The following is an 18,852-nucleotide window of genomic DNA, read 5'->3' as shown; positions in this document are numbered from 1 at the left end:
AACCCTGAGCCTGCTCAGGGTTTTTTATGGGGCAGGATTTCTGGATTAAGTAGTTCTAATACCGAGGGCTTTATAGTTTCAGGCTATTTCGTACCGACTGTATTTCATCCTGGTTTTCTACAAACTCCTGAGCCTGCCCCGCATAGGACAGCACATTAGCCCTGCCCTCCTTTAGTGCAGCGACGAGTGTCTGAGATAACACGTGCCGACCGTTTTGCGTGATCGTGCAAGTGGTCTCGAGTGCGGCAACGTCGCCCAACATCGAAGAATGAATCTTATTACAGACACTTTGATAACCGCTCTGATAAAAGTCCTTTTGAATTGATTTGCGCATTTCCAGTAACACGCCTTGCAAGTTGACTTGATGACCCGGCTCGATGGGCGTCGTGGTCAGTTCCATGACCATCACCGCCGTGCCCGCTGAATCACTCTTTGTCGCCCGTTGCCGGGTCGTTCCCGGCGCTGCCGACGAGGTGCCAGCATCAGAGGGCAATGGTTCGATGACCCAGCCTGGGGGCCAGGCGACCTGCGGTTCGGCGGCCTGGACAGCGACATTTGCCATCGCGGCCAGCAGCAGGACAAACAGCGAAAGGAACGGTCGAATCATTGCATTGCACTCAAGGACGATTCGTAAAGTCTGAAGCCCGCCGCCCAGGCAAGCAATAGCCAGAGGCGTTTGGCGATGCCGCGCCCCTTGCGTATCATGGGTGCACCTGCAAGGAAGCCGTTTAGCGCAAGCCCAGGACCGTCGCAGCAAAGTTGCGATGCCGTTTGCCCCACTTATTTTCCGGAGGGCCCATGAGCCTGCACGAACTCAACACTTTCCCTGGCGTCACCGCCCAACCCGATACCGCCACGGCCAAATTCGTCTTCAACCACACCATGCTGCGGGTCAAGGACATCACCAAGTCCCTGGATTTCTACACTCGGGTGTTGGGTTTTTCCCTGGTGGAAAAACGCGATTTCCCGGAAGCCGAATTCAGCCTGTACTTCCTCGCCTTGGTGGACAAGAGCCAGATTCCGGCCGACGCTGCACAGCGCACCGAATGGATGAAATCCATCCCCGGCATCCTGGAGCTGACCCACAACCACGGCACCGAAAGCGACCCGGCGTTCGCCTACCACAACGGCAACACTGACCCACGCGGGTTCGGCCACATCTGCATCTCGGTCCCGGACATCGTCGCCGCTTGCGAGCGCTTCGAAGCGCTGGGCTGCGACTTCCAGAAGCGCCTGAACGACGGTCGCATGAAAAGCCTGGCGTTCATCAAAGACCCGGATGGCTACTGGGTTGAAATCATCCAGCCCGCGCCGCTGTAAGCGCCACCGTAGGGTGTGTGGGCAATAAAAATCCCACAGCCCCCTGTGGGAGCGAGCCTGCTCGCGATAGCGGCAGCGCATTCAACATTGACGTACCAGACAGTCTGCTATCGCGAGCAGGCTCGCTCCCACAAGGTAATGCGTGATCCAAAAAACAAAACCCCATGAGCACTGGGCCCATGGGGTTTTGTTTTTTTCGCTATCGGCTGTTTATGCCGGCGCGGAGGTACGGATCAGGTGGTCAAAGGCGCTCAACGAAGCCTTGGCCCCCTCGCCTACGGCGATCACGATCTGCTTGTACGGAACAGTTGTCACGTCACCGGCGGCGAACACACCCGGGATCGAGGTTTCACCGCGGGCATCGACAATGATCTCGCCCCGTGGCGACAGCTCGACGGTGCCTTTGAGCCAATCGGTGTTAGGCAACAGACCGATCTGCACGAAGATCCCCTCCAGCGCCACGTCCCGTACTTCACCGCTTGGGCGGTCTTTGTAGCGCAAGCCGTTGACCTTCTGACCATCGCCCGTCACTTCGGTGGTCTGGGCGTTGGTGATCACGGTCACGTTCGGCAGGCTGTGCAGTTTGCGCTGCAATACCGCGTCGGCACGCAATTGCACGTCGAACTCCAACAAAGTGACGTGGGCCACGATACCGGCCAGATCAATGGCCGCTTCCACGCCGGAGTTACCGCCGCCGATCACTGCCACGCGTTTGCCTTTGAACAGCGGGCCGTCGCAGTGCGGGCAGTACGCCACGCCCTTGTTGCGGTATTGCTGCTCGCCCGGCACGTTCATTTCGCGCCAGCGCGCACCGGTCGCCAGAATCACGGTCTTGGCCTTGAGGCTCGCACCACTGGCGAATTTGATTTCGTGCAGCGCGCCATCCTTGCCTGGCACCAATGCATCGGCGCGTTGCAGGTTCATGATGTCCACGTCGTACTGCTTGACGTGCTCTTCCAGGGCGACGGCCAATTTCGGCCCTTCGGTTTCCTGCACCGAGATGAAGTTCTCGATGGCCATGGTGTCGAGCACCTGACCGCCGAAGCGCTCAGCCGCGACACCGGTGCGGATGCCCTTGCGGGCCGCATAGATGGCCGCCGACGCGCCGGCTGGGCCACCGCCCACCACCAGCACATCAAAAGCCTGCTTGGCGCTGATCTTCTCAGCCTGGCGCTCGATACCACTGGTGTCGATCTTGGCGAGGATTTCTTCCAGGCCCATGCGGCCCTGGCCAAAGTTCACGCCATTGAGATAAACACTCGGCACGGCCATGATCTGGCGTTCGTCGACCTCGGCCTGGAACAGCGCGCCGTCGATGGCGACGTGGCGGATATTCGGGTTCAGCACCGCCATCAGGTTCAGCGCCTGGACCACGTCCGGGCAGTTCTGGCAGGACAGCGAGAAATAGGTCTCGAAGTTGAACTCGCCTTCAAGGGAGCGAATCTGTTCGATGACTTCGACACTGGCCTTGGAAGGATGACCGCCGACTTGCAGCAAGGCCAACACCAGCGAAGTGAATTCGTGGCCCATGGGGATACCGGCAAAACGCAAGCTGATATCGGCTCCTGGGCGATTCAACGAAAACGAAGGCTTACGCGCATCGGTGCCGTTGTCGAGCAAGGTAATCTGGTCACACAGACTGGCAACGTCTTTGAGTAACGCGAGCATTTCCTGGGATTTCGCACCGTCGTCGAGGGAGGCGACGATCTCGATCGGCTGGGTGACCCGTTCCAGGTATGACTTCAACTGAGCTTTAAGATTGGCGTCCAACATACGGGCGATTTCCATTTTTTGAATTTCAGAAAAAACAACGCCCGAGCGAATCTCGCCCGGGCGTTTTTTGGGGCGAAGCGGCTTGCTTGATTAAGAGCGGATCGCCCTCGGATGACTCACAGACTTAGATCTTGCCGACCAGGTCCAGGGACGGAGCCAGAGTGGCCTCGCCTTCTTTCCACTTGGCTGGGCAGACTTCGCCCGGGTGAGCAGCAACGTACTGAGCAGCCTTGACCTTGCGCAGCAGCTCGGAAGCGTCACGGCCTACACCACCGTCGTTGATTTCAACGATCTTGATCTGACCTTCAGGGTTGATCACGAAAGTACCGCGGTCAGCCAGGCCAACTTCTTCGATCAGCACGTCGAAGTTGCGGGAGATGACGTGGGTCGGGTCACCGATCATGGTGTACTGGATCTTGCCAATGGCTGGCGAGGTGTTGTGCCAGGCAGCGTGAGCAAAGTGAGTGTCGGTGGAGACGCTGTAGATTTCGACACCCAGCTTCTTGAATTCAGCGTAGTTGTCGGCCAGGTCTTCCAGCTCGGTTGGGCAAACGAAGGTGAAGTCGGCCGGGTAGAAGAACACCACGGACCACTTGCCTTTCAGATCGGCATCCGAAACCTGGACGAATTCGCCGTTTTTGAAAGCGGTAGCGTTGAACGGTTTAACTTGGCTGTTGATGATAGGCATCGATGACTCTCCGTCAGGGGTTGAAAAGTTGATGGGGTGAATCTTAACCACTCATCCCCCGGCAGGCTCATTGGCAAACCTGATGTGAATGATTGGTTTTGGCTATCAGCCGCTTAATAGATAGAAGAAAACCTAATATGGCGAGCGGGCTCGCTCGCCATAGGTGAGTCCCAAGGATCAGGACGCTACGGGAGTTCGCATCGTGACGAATTCCTCGGCGGCAGTCGGGTGTACGCCGATGGTCTCGTCGAAATCACGCTTGGTGGCGCCAGCCTTGAGCGCGATGGCAAGCCCCTGGACGATTTCCCCGGCATCCGGCCCGACCATGTGGCAGCCCAGCACTTTGTCCGTGCGGGCATCCACCACCAGCTTCATCAGCGTGCGCTCCTGGCAGTCGGTGAGGGTCAGTTTCATCGGGCGGAAGCGGCTTTCGAACACCTGGACTTCCTTCCCCTCCTCCCTGGCTTGCTCTTCAGTCAGGCCGACCGTGCCAATATTCGGCAAGCTGAACACAGCCGTGGGGATCATCCGGTAATCCACCAGGCGATATTGCTCGGGCTTGAACAGTCGCCGCGCCACCGCCATGCCCTCAGCCAGGGCGACGGGGGTGAGTTGTACGCGACCGATGACATCGCCGATGGCCAGGATCGACGGCTCGGCGGTCTCGTACTTTTCGTTGACTTTGACGAAGCCCTTCTCGTCCAGCGTGACGCCGGTGTGTTCAAGGCCGAGATTGTCGAGCATCGGCCGCCGGCCGGTGGCGTAGAACACGCAATCGGTGGCCAGTATGCGGCCATCCTTGAGCTCTACCTCCAGGCTGCCATCGTCCAGTTTTTCGATGCGTTTGATGTCCGCGTTGAATTGCAGATCCATGCCTCGACGGCTCAGTTCTTCGGCCAGATGCTTGCGTACGGCGCCATCAAAGCCGCGCAGGAACAGCTCACCGCGATACAGCAACGACGTCTGCGCGCCCATGCCATGGAAGATTCCGGCGAACTCCACGGCAATGTAGCCACCGCCCACCACGATGACGCGCTTGGGCAGTTCCTTGAGGAAAAACGCCTCGTTGGAGCTGATCGCGTGCTCACGGCCCGGAATGTCCGGTATCACCGGCCAGCCGCCCGTGGCGATCATGATGTGTTCGGCGGTGTAGCGCTGGCCGTTGATCTCGACCTCATGGGGCCCGGTGAGCCTGGCGTGGCCCTCGTGCAACACCACGCCGCTGTTGACCAGCAGGTTGCGGTATATCCCGTTGAGGCGATTGATTTCCCGATCCTTGTTGGCAATCAGCGTGGCCCAGTCGAAACTCGCTTCTCCCGTCGTCCAGCCATAGGCCGACGCTTGCTCGAGGTCCTCGGCATAATGCGCACCGTAGACCAGCAGTTTCTTCGGCACACATCCCACGTTCACGCAGGTACCGCCCAGGTAGCGGCTCTCCGCCACGGCCACCTTGGCCCCGAAACCGGCCGCGAACCGCGCAGCCCGCACACCGCCGGAACCGGCGCCAATCACATACAAGTCAAAATCGTAGGCCATTTTCTATCTCCTTCGGCAGGCCATCAGCATACCTGCTGTTTTCACGCGAGGCAGCGTTGCGATGGTTATGGGGGCGGGAAATGAAAAATCCAGGCGAGATGGGTAACACCGATCACTTGAGCCAGAACCTGTGGGAGCGAGCCTGCTCGCGATAGCGGTGGGTCAGTTTGTGGTGATGCTGGATGTGCCGGCGTCATCGCGAGCAGGCTCGCTCCCACAGGGGTTTTGTTGGAGTGAGAGCATTTTCCAGACAAAAAAAACGCCCCGAACCAGTCGGGGCGTTTTTCAAGGTGCGGCGCAGGCGATCAGTACGCCTTACCCGTCTTGTAGAAGTTCTCGAAGCAGAAGTTGGTCGCGTCGATGTAGCCTTCGGCGCCACCGCAGTCGAAACGCTTGCCTTTGAATTTGTAGGCCATGACGCAGCCGTTCTGGGCCTGCTTCATCAGGGCGTCGGTGATCTGGATTTCACCGCCCTTGCCTGGCTCGGTCTGTTCGATCAGGTCGAAGATGTCCGGGGTCAGGATGTAGCGACCGATGATCGCCAGGTTCGACGGTGCATCTTCAGGCTTTGGTTTTTCAACCATGCTGTGGACGCGGTAGATGTCGTCGCGGATCATTTCGCCGGCGATTACGCCGTACTTGTTGGTTTCCTGCGGATCGACTTCCTGGATAGCCACGATGGAGCAGCGGAACTGTTTGTACAGCTTGACCATCTGGGTCAACACGCCGTCGCCTTCGAGGTTGACGCACAGGTCGTCCGCCAGGACCACGGCGAAAGGTTCGTCACCAATCAGTGGGCGACCGGTCAGGATCGCGTGGCCCAGGCCTTTCATTTCGGTCTGGCGGGTGTAGGAGAACGAACATTCGTCCAGCAGTTTGCGGATGCCGACCAGGTACTTCTCTTTGTCGGTGCCCTTGATCTGGTTTTCCAGCTCGTAGCTGATGTCGAAATGGTCTTCCAGGGCGCGCTTGCCGCGGCCAGTGACGATGGAGATTTCCGTCAAGCCCGCAGCAAGGGCCTCTTCGACGCCGTACTGGATCAGTGGCTTGTTCACCACCGGCAGCATTTCTTTGGGCATGGCTTTAGTCGCTGGCAGGAAGCGAGTACCGTAACCGGCTGCTGGGAACAAGCATTTCTTGATCATATAAGTCCTTGAAAAGGCGGTGTGTACGAGTTTCGGCGCAGTCTAATCAGGCCATAGGCACCTTACAATGCCCAAGCTGGCCAACCGATGCCATCATAGAGAAATAAAAAATGGCGGATAGTTCAATCATCTTTCATTGCGATGGCCAGGCGGTCTCACTGTACGCTCATGGGCGCTGTTTGCGAGCATTTGACGTATCATGGCGCTCTTGATCCCGCCAATGAGGCAGTTAGATGTCGGCAACAAAAAACGCAAACGGTTATTCGGTCAGCCAGGACAAAGACGGTCAGTGGTGGATCATCAACTACCACGGTGAACAGGTCGCCGGCCCCTTGCCCAGCAAAGCGATGGCGGTGGAAGTGGCCGCCGTGTTTCAGGACGAGCGCGCTGCCCCGGCAACCAAAGAGCGTGAAACGGCTCCAGCGCGCAGCCCCCGTCGTAAAAAGTAACGAGACAAGCCTCAAGTAAATGTCGCCTGGACATGGAACGGGGCTTTGTTTATCTGTACCGAAATGGCCATTCGCTATAACCTCGCGCCAGCCCCTTCCTTCTCGATGACGATTCCATGAAAAAATTTCTGGCGCTGTTTGCAGTCCTGGCCCTGGCGGGCTGTGCCACAGCCGAAAAAACCTACCTGAACACCGGCGAACAAGGCCTGACCATCGATTGCTCGGGCGAAGCGAACTCCTGGGCCACCTGTTATGAAAAGGCTGACGCCTCCTGTGCCGGCACCGGCTACCGCATCGTGGGTACCGATGGCACGCCGCAAGCCAAGGAAAGCGACAAGACCCTGGGTGTGGATGTCGGCAACTTCACCAGCCGCAGCGTCCTGGTGGTGTGTAAATAAACCCGTGGTCTGACGCTCAGATGTGGATCTCGGCGAACTTGATCCCCAGGCCGCGGATGATCTCGATCAGGTCATCGAGGCGGCTGAAGGATTCAACTTCGTCCTGGTCGTCCACCAGAAAAAAGCTGCGTCCTGCGCTTTTCTTGAAAAAGACGATCCACTCCCCCGGGGTCGCCGGGTTCTGAATCACATGGGTGGCGCAGATAAGACCTTCTGCATGGCGCTCACGCACCTGCTCGCGCTTCATCGACTGACTCCATAAATGACAATGCCGCCAACGTCGACCGTGGCGGCATTTATTGTCGAGGGCAGCAGTTTATCCGATGCCCGGCCTGCTCGTCAGGCCGAGCCCGGGCTCAACCGGAAATGCAGGCGTTGGCCGCATCCTGCACATCACCCGGACGCACGGGCACGTTGGACAGGCTTTCGTGCAGCTTGATGCTGCTGCCACTGGAGCGCTCGTCAATGTCGAACACCGCCGCCGGCAGCGTCGACAACTTGCCGGGGACGATCAAGCGCACGCCATTCTTGTGAGGTTCCATTTGCAGCGGACCACGGGTGCTGGCCAGCTTGTCAGCGACGCACTTGGCATATTCCTGAGGTTTCTTTCCGGAGATGACATTCATGGTGGGCGGCGTCTGGTTGATGTCCGATACCGATGCACATCCACTCATGGCCAATGCCAACACCCACACGCTGCGCTTCATATGATTCCTCCGATAAAGATCCTCCGACAATGCAAACGCTGCTTTTCTCCAGCGTCCTGCGTCTTTTTTTGCGCATCCTGCGATAAATGAACAAAGCGTGGGGCGCAGGCCGGATATTAGCATCCGGTGCTGATAAACTGCGCAGCATTGACCTTGCTATCGTTTTGATTTGGTAGAAAAAGCCCTTCTGGAGGCGCCCATGAAATTCATACACCAGCGCGAACACCTCAACGAAGACGATATCGTCGTCATCGAATGCTCTCAAATGTGCAACATCCGCTTGATGAACGACGCCAACTTCCGCAGCTTCAAGAACGGCGGCCGGCACACTTATCACGGCGGCGCGTTCGACACGTTCCCGGCCAGGATCACCGCACCGAGCACCGGTTTCTGGAACATCACCATCGACACCGTCAACCGCCGTGCCATCAGCGTCACGCGCAAGCCGACCCTGACCCACAAAATCAAAATCATCCGGCGTTCCAGCTCGAAACTGAGCTGAGCATCGCCCTTCAAGACAGGCAAAACCGTGGCCCAGACAACCAAATACGTCATCAATTACAAGCTCAACGGCGAACGCCGCTTCGAATTCGCGCAACTGGAGACCGGCACAGTGGACGAAGCCATGGCAGCGCTGCAGGCGATGCATGGCCAGACCGATGATGTGATCAGCGATGTCAAAGTCAGCAAAGCGCTTTAACAAGCTGCGCTCCCCCGGTGTATGTGGCGAGGGGATTTATCGAAACGTCGCACCGCCCCGCTCGGCTGCGCAGCAGGTCTGGGGCCGCTTCGCGGCCCAACGGGGATAAATCCCCTCGCCACAGAACGTCCTTATGACGCTTGCTCCCCCCGGCAGCGCATCAGACGTAAAACCGCAAGCGCCCTCACCCCATTTGCGACCTTAGCGAGCAGTACCGGTAAGCTTCACGAGGGTATCGACGGTGATCCCACCCTCTGGGATCTCATTGCCTTTGGAGTCCTCTATCCGGGTGATGACCGGTTCAACATCGGGAGCGCCCTGGCCAATGACGGTCGCAAATGCGGTTCTTGAAGAACCCACCAACGGAATACCCCTGAACACCCTGTACGACGCTTGCACCGAACTCCCGGCAATGACCTTGTCGTTAGGGACCTCCAGAATGCACACCTGCTTCTGCCCGAAACCATCCGTTTCAACGGTGCCCGACACCGGCACCGTGATATTCGGTTGGCCCGCTACCCTCACCACGTATGTCCCCTCGATCGAGTCTCCGGGCAGAATACGCGGGTCGGCGGTCAAGACCACGAACAGCAAAGGATTGGTACCCAGTTTGTCGAGATCGATGATGCTCGGGTCATCACCGGTATCGGTGAGAACTTCCCGCAGGATCGGCATCGGCAGCCTGCTGCCGGCCTGGTCCACGTCCACGAGCTGTTCGGCCGAATACGGTGAATTGAGATCGGGGGTGTTGCCCAGCTGGTCGGTAACCGTGAAGGAGAATACAAATTCGGGATGGTCAGCGCCCAGGTCGGCGCTGGTGACATCGAAACAAATCGTGGTCGGTGTCGGCGAGCCATGGTCCGGCGGCTCGGGCGCCTCGGTTTCCAGTACCCTGCGAGTCAGCTCCTTGCCGTTGCAATTGAGGCGAATGGTGTCGTAGGCCCGGCAATACGGGTAACTCACGCACACCGTCGCCCTGGTGAAGCCCGGGCCTACACCATTCTTGATTTCGTCCGGTAGCAACAACACCAGCTCGGAATGCCCAGGCTCGCCCGGCGACCGATCCACGTTACCGGGGCGGATCAGGTTGTACAACAGCTCCAGTGGAGGCGTGGAGGTTTCAGGGGCTCCGCCACGACTTGCCACGGTGTAAGTCAGTCGATTGACCGCGTTATGCAAAAGAAACCCGGGTGGGAGATGCAACTCGACCGAGTCATGGGGGCCCTGCGTGTATCCGCTGTCCAGATCCTCGAGGCCGTTCAAGTTGAGCGAAATCCTCTCGCCGCCCACTTGACCGACCAAAGCATCAACCACCACTTTGCAACCGCGGGGTGCTTCATCATAAATACGTTTGGGAATGCCGAAATCGCCGCCTACGACGGGATCCGTGGCATCGGGCAGCAAAGGGTCGTCCAGGACTCTGGGTTGGACGGCGGGTGTTGATGAATCGGTCATGATCGGATTCCCCTTGTTCTGAAGCACTGGACTGTGGGGTTATCAGACCTCCGAAATATGGGTGCTGGCTACTGTCAGAACTAACAGGTTAGAGCGGGTTGAGACGAACGGTTGGAGTGGATTGGCTGATGAACACGCGGATTTTGCTCGGAGTGCCGACTTCTGTGTCGAGGGAACTTGCTCCTGCTCAGCGGCGAAGCCGTGGTAAAGCCTGCTGACGTGGTCCACTTGGAAGATTGTGTCAGGCTCATTTGGGACAGTTGCACCACCCCGCGGGGTAAACTCTCTCGCTACAGAGGAATGGCGAGCCGACTAGCGTGGATCGACGTTTGATCGTTCCCACTCGGAGCATACTCAGATCGTGGAAACGATCTAAATCGGTGGCAGCCAGTCGCTTTGAGGTGTCGGTCTCTATTCTTGAATCAGGCTCAAGAGTAGGTCAGGAGAACCCCCGGCACCTCCCGCCAGACGGTGGACCATACTCCAGGCCCAGACACCCGGTCCTAACGATGAATAAGAAGCCGGCACGCCAAGCACTATTTGACCTGCGGCAATGTCCGAGGGCTTTACCTCATGACGCAGCACAAATTCAGTGCCGAGGAAACTACCAACGAAAAATAGTATCGCCACATCTCCAGGAACCATTCCTTGGGTCTTGAGCCGCATTGGAATACGGCCGCTTTCAGTGATCGGCGGAAGAAGAGCCCCCGAACGCACCTCTGGCCTTTGTACATAGACCCCCTCAGGGACAGCCAAGTCACCGCCGACCGTGAGCCCAAGGAGAGGAGATGTTAGAGTTGCCGTCGTTGATTGCACCGTATAGATAACTCGGACCTTTCCATTCTTGGTCGGTGTCAGATAAACAGGCCCGACAGGCAAAACCAGATCTTCGATCGGCCCTGGGCCGATAACCAGATGTTTGACGAAACAGGCATCTGCGCTGGAGCCCCACCAATAGATGGAAACGAGAGCCCCCGGTGTGAGTGATGACGCAGCTCTGATTCGTAGATTTACCCCTTGCGAAAGTGCCGATGACGGAATCTCCCCACCGACAGCCTCATCCACCAAAGGTTTGTATATCAATCCCTCTACCGAGAGTTGCGTCACTGGTGAGGCACCCTCTTCAGGCGGGTATTCAAGATAGTCCCAGGACAGCTCAATCTGCTGCCCTCGAAAAGCCAGCGCCCGATCAGCCGGCACTTCTACTGTAGTGTCCTTATTTTCCTCCGGGATTGTTCCGAGCTGGCCAAATCCTTGTAGGCGATCCTCTGCAGAAATTTTCACGTGATATCGACCACCCTCCCGCATTCCCTCAGTAAAGGGAAAGCGAATGGTCAGCCCCTTCTCCAGATCGGCATATGAGATCTTTCCATCTACGGCTTCGTCAATTGAAGCTGCACCTAAAGGTGCCTGATTCCGGCGCAATGCATCGGCAATTCGGTTTCTTTCTTCCAGGTTGATGAACGTGATCATCTTAATCTCCTGTTTTACGAAGCAGCCATGGCAGATGACCGTCCACCACGAATCTAGGAGAGAAGTCCTGAGGAATAACCTGTAAGAAATAACAGTTCAGACAAGCGGGAGCTTGCTCCCGCTCAGTGGCGCAGATGTCGTAAAGCCCAGTTGACGCGGTGTGTCTGAAAAGCGCATCAGGCCATTTTGGGGACGGCTGCTCTGCCCAGCGGGAGCAAGCTCCCTCGCCACAGGATGCACTGTGTCGACTAGCGCGGGTCGACGTTATCCAGCGCGCGGTTTGCCAGCAATCCGCCCAGTTCGATCAATTGCTGAATACCCAGCGCCACATGCCGTCGCGAGCCGTCCAGCTCGAAGGCCAAATCGCTGATCATGGCGTCGGCCGAAGCCAGGGTTTCGCGCAGGTTGGCGAGCAGGCATTCGGTGTCGACGCCGTTGACGACAGTGAAGAGTTGGCCTGGAGGCGGATCAGTTTCGGGTTGGGTCGGTTTGGGTTTCAGGTAAAAGTCGAGGGCGCGTTCGGCGGCTTGGTCGAATGCTTTTGAATCGAGAGTGTCACAGGGGGATGACGGGGCGGTGTCTGGTGGGTTGGGGGTTACTTTGAACATGATGAAACTCCTTGATGAGTGGAGCCGTCATCCATCGCTGCTAAACGAAGAAGGTGGCGGCTGTACGCGGGTTAGCAGACCAGGCATCAAGGAACCCGGCGCACCGAAGTGCCCCACGCATAGCCGCCATAATGCTGACCAGCCGAAGATGATCGACTGATCAATGGCGACACTGGCGTGCCTTGATGGTTCGAGCTGCTAAACCCGATCGCTGATTCATCAGCGACCAGGAAACGATAAAGCCCGACCCCAAGGCGCACAAGCCGGCGGATTCTGGCGCAGTTGTAGGCAATGGCGCAAGAATCTGTGGCTTGAGGGCTGGGCGCACAGGGCCTCTTACCGGCTTAGTGGATTATTCCTTCAGTCGCTTCTGCTTCTCGGCTGCGGGCCTGACGTTTGAGCGCTGCACCGCGTGATGCCGCGGTGGCGTAGTAAGAAACTTGACCGCGCAGTTGGTTCTGAACAGCGTCGCTGTTGCCGCCAGCATCGGCCAAGCCCCAAGTGACCACGCGTCCATCGTTTGTCAGCGCCGTAAATGCCTGATTGTTGGCGTAGACAGCTTGAACGTCGAAGAGCTGATCAGCCACTGCCCCAGTGTCGCCGCCCCAGGCCGTAAGCCCCCATGCCACCACTGTGCCGTCGGCCAGCAGGGCAGCAAAAGCGCCTCGTGTGGAGGTCACTTGCACGATGTTATCAAGTGTGAGGATCGGCCCCGGCACCGCTGCGCCATATTCCGGGAGGCCCCAGGCAACTACATGTCCATCGGCCTGTAACGCAGCAAAGGCCCCCGAGCTGGATGTCAGCTGTAAGATGTCGTTCAGCTCGGCGATATCCTGAGGCACTGATCCACCTAGAGATGGATGGCCCCACGCGACCACATGCCCGTTGGCACGGAGTGCGGCAAAGGCGCCGTGGTCGAGATCGGCATTAGCGTCCACATGGGTGGCGGCTACGTCGATGATGTCGTCGAGCGTGGCGATGTCGCGCGGCACCTCACCGCCTCCGCCGGCATGGCCCCACGCGACCACACTGTCATCGGTACGCAGTGCTGCAAAAGCCGCGGCCGAGGCTACTACCCGTTCTACGTTGTTGTATTGGGGGTCGTTCGGCACCGTGCCGCCTGCAAAAGCAGGACCCCAGGCGACCACCTGACCATTGGTGCGGCGCGCAGCAAAGGTCCAGTGGGCTCCTATGACCTCATCAATGCCAGCCAGTGCCTCGATGGGCCCTGGCAGCGCGCCACCAAATCTCTCATCACCCCAAGCAACCAATCTGCCATCGGTGCGCCGCGCCGCAAACCCGTAAGCGTTAGCGTATACCGCATTGATATCTTTGAGCCTGGCGATCGACTCCGGTACCTCTCCACCATGCACTGAACTGCCCCAGGCAACCACATGGCCATTGGCGCGCAACGCTGCAAAGGAAAAGGCCGAACCAGCGACTTCGACAATGTCGGTGAAGGTCCTGATTGTCGACGGGATATCACCGCCATACAGTGCCATGCCCCATCCGACCAGATGACCACTGTCACGGCGAGCCACAAAAGCGGCATAGGGCGCCATGTGGTCGGTGTACACATTGTTGCCATTGCTGAAGACATTAACGGGATTGATACGAACCCAATCATTACCACTGCGCACGTGCAGCAATTTTGATGGTTGGGTATCCGGAAAGTGGCTTGCATTCACACTTTCGCTGTCCCCGTCGTACTGTCACAGCGCCTCGCGTGGCTTGCGCGTCGTTGAATCCAATGCCGTCAGCTGGCGTATCTCGCTGGTTGCCCAATGTTTGAAAAACACACTACGCGCACCCATGACCAACAACTGTCCAGAACCCACCTGCCGCCGTATGTCATAGACCGCCGGATCCGAAGGTAGAGGCGACCCTCCCTGACGCCGCAGCATGTAGTCCAACGTGATGGTCTGATCGATATTCGCCTCCACCACCGACTTCGGCACGGGCACGGTCTTGGCCTGCCCAGCTTCGCTGGCTGAAATGGTAAACGGCACGTTGATGCTGCCCGCACCGGGTAGTCCTACCCAGCGCACTTCTCCAGAATCACCCTCCAGCAGATTGACCTCGGCCGGTATCCGCACCGTGGCGCCGTTGGGCGTATTGGCAGGGTCGAGCTGGTCGCCCAGGGCCTCGTCAATGGTCGGGGGAAGCAGGTCCTGTGATACCCCGATGACGGTCGCAAATGCGGTTCTTGAAGAACCCACCAACGGAATACCCCTGAACACCCTGTACGACGCTTGCACCGAACTCCCGGCAATGACCTTGTCGTTAGGGACCTCCAGAATGCACACCTGCTTCTGCCCGAAACCATCCGTTTCAACGGTGCCCGACACCGGCACCGTGATATTCGGTTGGCCCGCTACCCTCACCACGTATGTCCCCTCGATCGAGTCTCCGGGCAGAATACGCGGGTCGGCGGTCAAGACCACGAACAGCAAAGGATTGGTACCCAGTTTGTCGAGATCGATGATGCTCGGGTCATCACCGGTATCGGTGAGAACTTCCCGCAGGATCGGCATCGGCAGCCTGCTGCCGGCCTGGTCCACGTCCACGAGCTGTTCGGCCGAATACGGTGAATTGAGATCGGGGGTGTTGCCCAGCTGGTCGGTAACCGTGAAGGAGAATACGAATTCGGGATGGTCAGCGCCCAGGTCGGCGCTAGTGACATCAAAACAAATCGTGGTCGGTGTCGGCGAGCCATGGTTCGGCGGCTCGGGCGCCTCGGTTTCCAGTACCCCGCGAGTCAGCTCCTTGCCGTTGCAATTGAGGCGAATGGTGTCGTAGGCCCGGCAATACGGATAGCTCACGCACACCGTCGCCCTGGTGAAGCCCGGGCCTACACCATTCTTGATTTCGTCCGGTAGCAACAACACCAGCTCGGAATGCCCAGGCTCGCCCGGCGACCGATCCACGTTACCGGGGCGGATCAGGTTGTACAACAGCTCCAGTGGAGGCGTGGAGGTTTCAGGGGCTCCGCCACGACTTGCCACGGTGTAAGTCAGTCGATTGACCGCGTTATGCAAAAGAAACCCGGGTGGGAGATGCAACTCGACCGAGTCATGGGGGCCCTGCGTGTATCCGCTGTCCAGATCCTCGAGGCCGTTCAAGTTGAGCGAAATCCTCTCGCCGCCCACTTGACCGACCAAAGCATCAACCACCACTTTGCAACCGCGGGGTGCTTCATCATAAATACGTTTGGGAATGCCGAAATCGCCGCCTACGACGGGATCCGTGGCATCGGGCAGCAAAGGGTCGTCCAGGACTCTGGGTTGGACGGCGGGTGTTGATGAATCGGTCATGATCGGATTCCCCTTGTTCTGAAGCACTGGACTGTGGGGTTATCAGACCTCCGAAATATGGGTGCTGGCTACTGTCAGAACTAACAGGTATGCATAGATTTAAGACGAACGGATGAACCGCCTGATCGACACGAAACAAACGCTATTTCGCTCTAATGCCAAAGCCATCCGCCCGACTATTACCCAACACATATTCAAGTGCCATTTCCGCGCCTGTCTCGGTTTGGATACCGTACATATAGGCAATGCCCCACGTAGTCGATGACCATGTCCAATTGGGACTGACGCCGGGGAGACCGTTGTAGTCCAGCCTCATTCGATGCCATTCATCGCGTGTCGGAATCCGTCCCCCTTGAGCGCTCGCCGCAGCGCTACACTGCTTATAGGTGCCATTAATGCCCGTCCCGAAGGCCACGAACACATTGGATACAGCAACCGGATAGGACGCGTGCTCACCGTTCTTATCCACGGCGTAAATGATGGCTGCACCGTTGCCAAAGGAAGTGACTTTTCCGGTATTCACATCAACATGGGCAATATTAGGAGCGCTTGAGCTGTATTGATAAGGAGGCACGCCGCCGGTGGGCTGGCGATAACCATATGCGCCCTCGTAAGGATTGGGCGGCACGGCTCCCGTACTGCTCAAGAAGGTCCAGGTGGACAGGACCATCTGTGTCGGATCTATCGTTATGGGTCTCACTACGGTGAAGCCTTTTACCGCCGACTCCTGACCGCTACCGTAGAGGGCCTTGGCCTTCAGGCTATAGGCCTTGGCGTCCAGCCCGGTAAGCGTGGTGTCCCAAGTTGTAGTGTTGGCGGGAATATCAACAGCATCGCCAATAGCGCTATTACCGTCCATCAACTGAATCTGCTGGCCTTTGCTGCCCGTACCGGTAACGGTCACGCTGGTCTCGGTCGTTGTCCCGTCAACCACAGTCCCCTTGGAGTCGGTGATATCGATGAGGGTTGGCGCAACCACCTCCACCGTCTTGATCGCATAAGTCCGGAGCGGGAAGACAGCGGCGCCATCTTCCACGGTGGAACCGTTGAACTGGACCTTGAGCTCCACCGTCAACCCAGTGTTATCCCCCAGTAATTCCAGATCCGCGCGCGCCAGCGTTCTGGAAAGTCCAACAGTCAGCTCCGGATCACCAACGGGCCACGCTGTGTAAAGGGTGATGACATGATCATCACCATTGGTCTTTTTGCCGCGGCAGCTCAACCAGACTTTCTGCCCAAGCGCGATACCCGGCCAGGCGATAGCCTTGACCGTTGCATCACCGGAAAAAGTGCCCAGATCAAGCGTCATGCCACTGCCATTGTTCTCGGCTTGCTGGATATACGGTTTATGCTGATCGGTCAGGGTAATGACATTAAAGGTTCGCGCCGCTGACACAGGCTCGCTGCCGTATTTGGCTTGGGCAGTAAAACTGTGAGCACCGGGCGCCACGCTAATGGGAGTAGTGGTCCAGGTGCCATTGGTGGCGGTGAACGTACCCTTGGAGTCGCCATTATCGGATATTTCAACAGTGGAGTCCGCGGCGATGCTGCCGTCGTTGGGAGCTTCAGATGGGGGACGAGTCATGGCGAACTCCGGTCAGGATTAACGATAACGTTATTGGGCACCGTGAAAAGGGAATTGGCTACTGTCAGAAGTTACAGGTGGCAATGAAAAAAGAGGTCACTGGTCGGATGCAAGCCTGTGCTTGGCTTCCGCGCAAGATCGCCAGCCCCTTCGACAGACATTGACCGCAAGCCCCGGAGTGGCGACCGCCCGGGCGCTTGCCAGACTGCTCCTTCCTCTCTGCCAAGGTTGCGATCATGCCCCCTACCCCGCACACACTCTCGCTGGCCCAGCGCGTAAACACCCTCGACTGGCCCTCCCTGGAACAAAACCTCGACCAGGACGGCAGCGCAATCATCCGCAACCTGCTTACGGCCGAGCAATGCAGGATGCTCAGTGGCCTATACGCCGAACCCAACCTTTTCCGTTCGAAGGTGATCATGGCCCGCCACGGATTCGGGCGCGGGGAGTATCAGTATTTTCGCTATCCGCTGCCCGATGTCGTCGAGCAATTGCGACAGTCGTTGTACCCGGCGCTGGTGCCGCTGGCCAATCGCTGGAACGAATGCATGGGCCTTGAGGTGCGCTACCCCTACGAGCATCCGGCTTTCATTGAACGCTGTCACACCGCCGGGCAACGGCGTCCTACGCCGTTGTTGCTGCAATACGGCCCGCAGGACTACAACTGCCTGCATCAGGACCTGTACGGCGAGCACGTATTCCCGTTGCAGGTGGCGATTCTGCTGTCGGAACCGGGCCAGGACTTTACCGGCGGCGAGTTCGTTCTCACGGAGCAGCGTCCGCGCATGCAGTCACGTGCGCAGGTTATCGATCTGAAACAGGGCGATGCGCTGGTATTTGCCGTGCATCAACGGCCGGTCAAAGGCGTTCGCGGTTATTATCGGGTGAACATGCGCCATGGCGTCAGCCGCGTGCACAGCGGTAGCCGGCATACACTTGGAATCATTTTTCATGATGCGCAGTGACGACACCCCTATCACGCTGGACCTGTTCGCCGACGAGACGCCGACGACACCCGGCCTGACCGAACAGATCGGCGAGCAAGCGTTTGTGTTGCGCGGTTTCGCCCTGCCCTGGCTCGAACGTTTGCTGCCGGCCCTGGAAGCGGTGTTGCTGGCCGCGCCGTTCCGGCAGATGGTCACGCCTGGCGGTTTTACCATGTCAGTGGCCTTGAGCAGTTGCGGCGCGCTGGGCTGGACCACCGACCGCACTGGCTATCGCTACACGGCCCATGACCCACAGACCGGCGACCCCTGGCCCGACATGCCAGCGGTGTTCCGCGAACTGGCCCAGGCCGCCGCCCGACAGGCCCACTTCGAGCACTTCGAGCCCGACGCCTGCCTGATCAACCGTTACGTGCCCGGCGCGCGAATGTCGCTGCATCAGGACAAGAACGAACGCTGCCTCAGCGCCCCCATCGTCTCCATGTCCCTGGGCTTGCCGGCAGTCTTCCAGTTCGGCGGGTTCGAGCGCAGCGACAAAAGTCTGCGCGTTCCACTGTTCCACGGCGACATCGTGGTCTGGGGCGGCGTGGACCGGTTGCGTTATCACGGCGTGCTGCCGCTCAAGCAAGGCCAGCATCCGAAGCTGGGCGCCCAGCGGATCAACCTGACGTTCCGCACCGCCGGGTAACCGTGCAGAATTCAACCGCAAGACCCGGAGTGTTGCCATCTCACAGGCTCGCTACCTTAGCCAAAACGG

Annotated in this window: 20 protein-coding genes; 7 read left to right on the top strand and 13 right to left on the bottom strand. The window is 58.4% G+C overall.

Annotated features, from left to right (window positions below; genetic code table 11):
• Nucleotides 1–70 precede the first annotated feature (70 nt).
• Nucleotides 71–607 (bottom strand): DUF4946 domain-containing protein, encoded by a 537-nt coding sequence (locus GKKCFE_RS09125; RefSeq protein ID WP_047227633.1) that lies wholly within the window; start codon nucleotides 605–607, stop codon nucleotides 71–73.
• 191 nt (nucleotides 608–798) lie between these two features.
• On the opposite strand from GKKCFE_RS09125, the gene gloA reads away from it, so the two are divergent.
• Nucleotides 799–1,320, top strand: a complete 522-nt coding sequence (gene gloA, locus GKKCFE_RS09120) for a lactoylglutathione lyase (RefSeq protein ID WP_047227634.1) — start codon at nucleotides 799–801, stop codon at nucleotides 1,318–1,320.
• A gap of 210 nt (nucleotides 1,321–1,530) precedes the next feature.
• Here the strand turns inward: gloA and ahpF are convergent, their stop codons facing one another.
• The 4 genes from ahpF to galU form a co-directional block, all read right to left on the bottom strand.
• Nucleotides 1,531–3,093 (bottom strand): alkyl hydroperoxide reductase subunit F, encoded by a 1,563-nt coding sequence (ahpF, locus tag GKKCFE_RS09115; RefSeq protein ID WP_076385334.1) that lies wholly within the window; start codon nucleotides 3,091–3,093, stop codon nucleotides 1,531–1,533.
• A 124-nt stretch (nucleotides 3,094–3,217) separates the two neighbouring features.
• On the bottom strand, nucleotides 3,218–3,781 hold the full coding sequence (gene ahpC / locus GKKCFE_RS09110; protein WP_047227636.1) for an alkyl hydroperoxide reductase subunit C: 564 nt from the start codon (nucleotides 3,779–3,781) through the stop codon (nucleotides 3,218–3,220).
• A gap of 177 nt (nucleotides 3,782–3,958) precedes the next feature.
• A complete protein-coding gene (gorA, locus tag GKKCFE_RS09105) occupies nucleotides 3,959–5,317 on the bottom strand; it encodes a glutathione-disulfide reductase (RefSeq protein ID WP_139050580.1) in 1,359 nt (452 codons plus the stop codon).
• A gap of 305 nt (nucleotides 5,318–5,622) precedes the next feature.
• The gene (galU, locus tag GKKCFE_RS09100; RefSeq protein ID WP_047227638.1) at nucleotides 5,623–6,462 is read right to left on the bottom strand and encodes a UTP--glucose-1-phosphate uridylyltransferase GalU; all 840 of its coding nucleotides are present in this window, start codon (nucleotides 6,460–6,462) and stop codon (nucleotides 5,623–5,625) included.
• Between the two features lie 233 nt (nucleotides 6,463–6,695).
• On the opposite strand from galU, the gene GKKCFE_RS09095 reads away from it, so the two are divergent.
• Together GKKCFE_RS09095 and GKKCFE_RS09090 are read left to right on the top strand one after the other, a co-directional pair.
• Entirely contained in the window at nucleotides 6,696–6,911 is a 216-nt protein-coding gene (locus GKKCFE_RS09095; protein WP_047227639.1) for a hypothetical protein, read from the top strand.
• A 116-nt stretch (nucleotides 6,912–7,027) separates the two neighbouring features.
• Complete coding sequence (locus GKKCFE_RS09090) at nucleotides 7,028–7,309, top strand: hypothetical protein (RefSeq protein WP_047227640.1); 282 nt, start codon at nucleotides 7,028–7,030, stop codon at nucleotides 7,307–7,309.
• 16 nt (nucleotides 7,310–7,325) lie between these two features.
• Here the strand turns inward: GKKCFE_RS09090 and GKKCFE_RS09085 are convergent, their stop codons facing one another.
• Both GKKCFE_RS09085 and GKKCFE_RS09080 read right to left on the bottom strand, forming a co-directional pair.
• Nucleotides 7,326–7,556: a hypothetical protein gene (locus tag GKKCFE_RS09085; RefSeq protein WP_047227641.1), complete on the bottom strand. Its 231-nt coding sequence runs from the start codon at nucleotides 7,554–7,556 to the stop codon at nucleotides 7,326–7,328.
• 109 nt (nucleotides 7,557–7,665) lie between these two features.
• Nucleotides 7,666–8,016 (bottom strand): hypothetical protein, encoded by a 351-nt coding sequence (locus tag GKKCFE_RS09080; RefSeq protein ID WP_139050581.1) that lies wholly within the window; start codon nucleotides 8,014–8,016, stop codon nucleotides 7,666–7,668.
• A gap of 199 nt (nucleotides 8,017–8,215) precedes the next feature.
• On the opposite strand from GKKCFE_RS09080, the gene GKKCFE_RS09075 reads away from it, so the two are divergent.
• On the top strand, nucleotides 8,216–8,518 hold the full coding sequence (locus GKKCFE_RS09075) for a DUF1883 domain-containing protein (RefSeq protein WP_003182962.1): 303 nt from the start codon (nucleotides 8,216–8,218) through the stop codon (nucleotides 8,516–8,518).
• A 27-nt stretch (nucleotides 8,519–8,545) separates the two neighbouring features.
• Complete coding sequence (locus tag GKKCFE_RS09070) at nucleotides 8,546–8,716, top strand: hypothetical protein (RefSeq protein WP_171061392.1); 171 nt, start codon at nucleotides 8,546–8,548, stop codon at nucleotides 8,714–8,716.
• Nucleotides 8,717–8,917: 201 nt separating this feature from the next.
• On the opposite strand, the gene GKKCFE_RS09065 is transcribed toward GKKCFE_RS09070, so the two are convergent.
• The 6 genes from GKKCFE_RS09065 to GKKCFE_RS09040 form a co-directional block, all read right to left on the bottom strand.
• Nucleotides 8,918–10,171 (bottom strand): hypothetical protein, encoded by a 1,254-nt coding sequence (locus tag GKKCFE_RS09065; RefSeq protein WP_445577759.1) that lies wholly within the window; start codon nucleotides 10,169–10,171, stop codon nucleotides 8,918–8,920.
• Between the two features lie 411 nt (nucleotides 10,172–10,582).
• Nucleotides 10,583–11,644: a hypothetical protein gene (locus GKKCFE_RS09060; protein ID WP_445577758.1), complete on the bottom strand. Its 1,062-nt coding sequence runs from the start codon at nucleotides 11,642–11,644 to the stop codon at nucleotides 10,583–10,585.
• A gap of 248 nt (nucleotides 11,645–11,892) precedes the next feature.
• On the bottom strand, nucleotides 11,893–12,252 hold the full coding sequence (locus tag GKKCFE_RS09055; protein ID WP_419417383.1) for a DUF6124 family protein: 360 nt from the start codon (nucleotides 12,250–12,252) through the stop codon (nucleotides 11,893–11,895).
• A gap of 344 nt (nucleotides 12,253–12,596) precedes the next feature.
• Complete coding sequence (locus tag GKKCFE_RS09050) at nucleotides 12,597–13,940, bottom strand: hypothetical protein (RefSeq protein ID WP_445577757.1); 1,344 nt, start codon at nucleotides 13,938–13,940, stop codon at nucleotides 12,597–12,599.
• A gap of 24 nt (nucleotides 13,941–13,964) precedes the next feature.
• Nucleotides 13,965–15,566, bottom strand: a complete 1,602-nt coding sequence (locus GKKCFE_RS09045; protein WP_445577756.1) for a hypothetical protein — start codon at nucleotides 15,564–15,566, stop codon at nucleotides 13,965–13,967.
• A 142-nt stretch (nucleotides 15,567–15,708) separates the two neighbouring features.
• Complete coding sequence (locus tag GKKCFE_RS09040) at nucleotides 15,709–17,151, bottom strand: hypothetical protein (protein ID WP_139050583.1); 1,443 nt, start codon at nucleotides 17,149–17,151, stop codon at nucleotides 15,709–15,711.
• Between the two features lie 236 nt (nucleotides 17,152–17,387).
• On the opposite strand from GKKCFE_RS09040, the gene GKKCFE_RS09035 reads away from it, so the two are divergent.
• On the top strand, nucleotides 17,388–18,116 hold the full coding sequence (locus tag GKKCFE_RS09035; protein ID WP_139050584.1) for a 2OG-Fe(II) oxygenase: 729 nt from the start codon (nucleotides 17,388–17,390) through the stop codon (nucleotides 18,114–18,116).
• A complete protein-coding gene (gene alkB, locus GKKCFE_RS09030) occupies nucleotides 18,103–18,783 on the top strand; it encodes a DNA oxidative demethylase AlkB (RefSeq protein WP_409078012.1) in 681 nt (226 codons plus the stop codon). Before GKKCFE_RS09035 ends, alkB begins: the two co-directional genes overlap by 14 nt.
• Nucleotides 18,784–18,852 lie beyond the last annotated feature (69 nt).

The sequence above is a fragment of the Pseudomonas sp. E141 genome (assembly GCF_052659885.1).
Note: the sequence above shows the minus strand (reverse complement) of the source record. Positions and strands in the feature narration are given on the sequence as shown.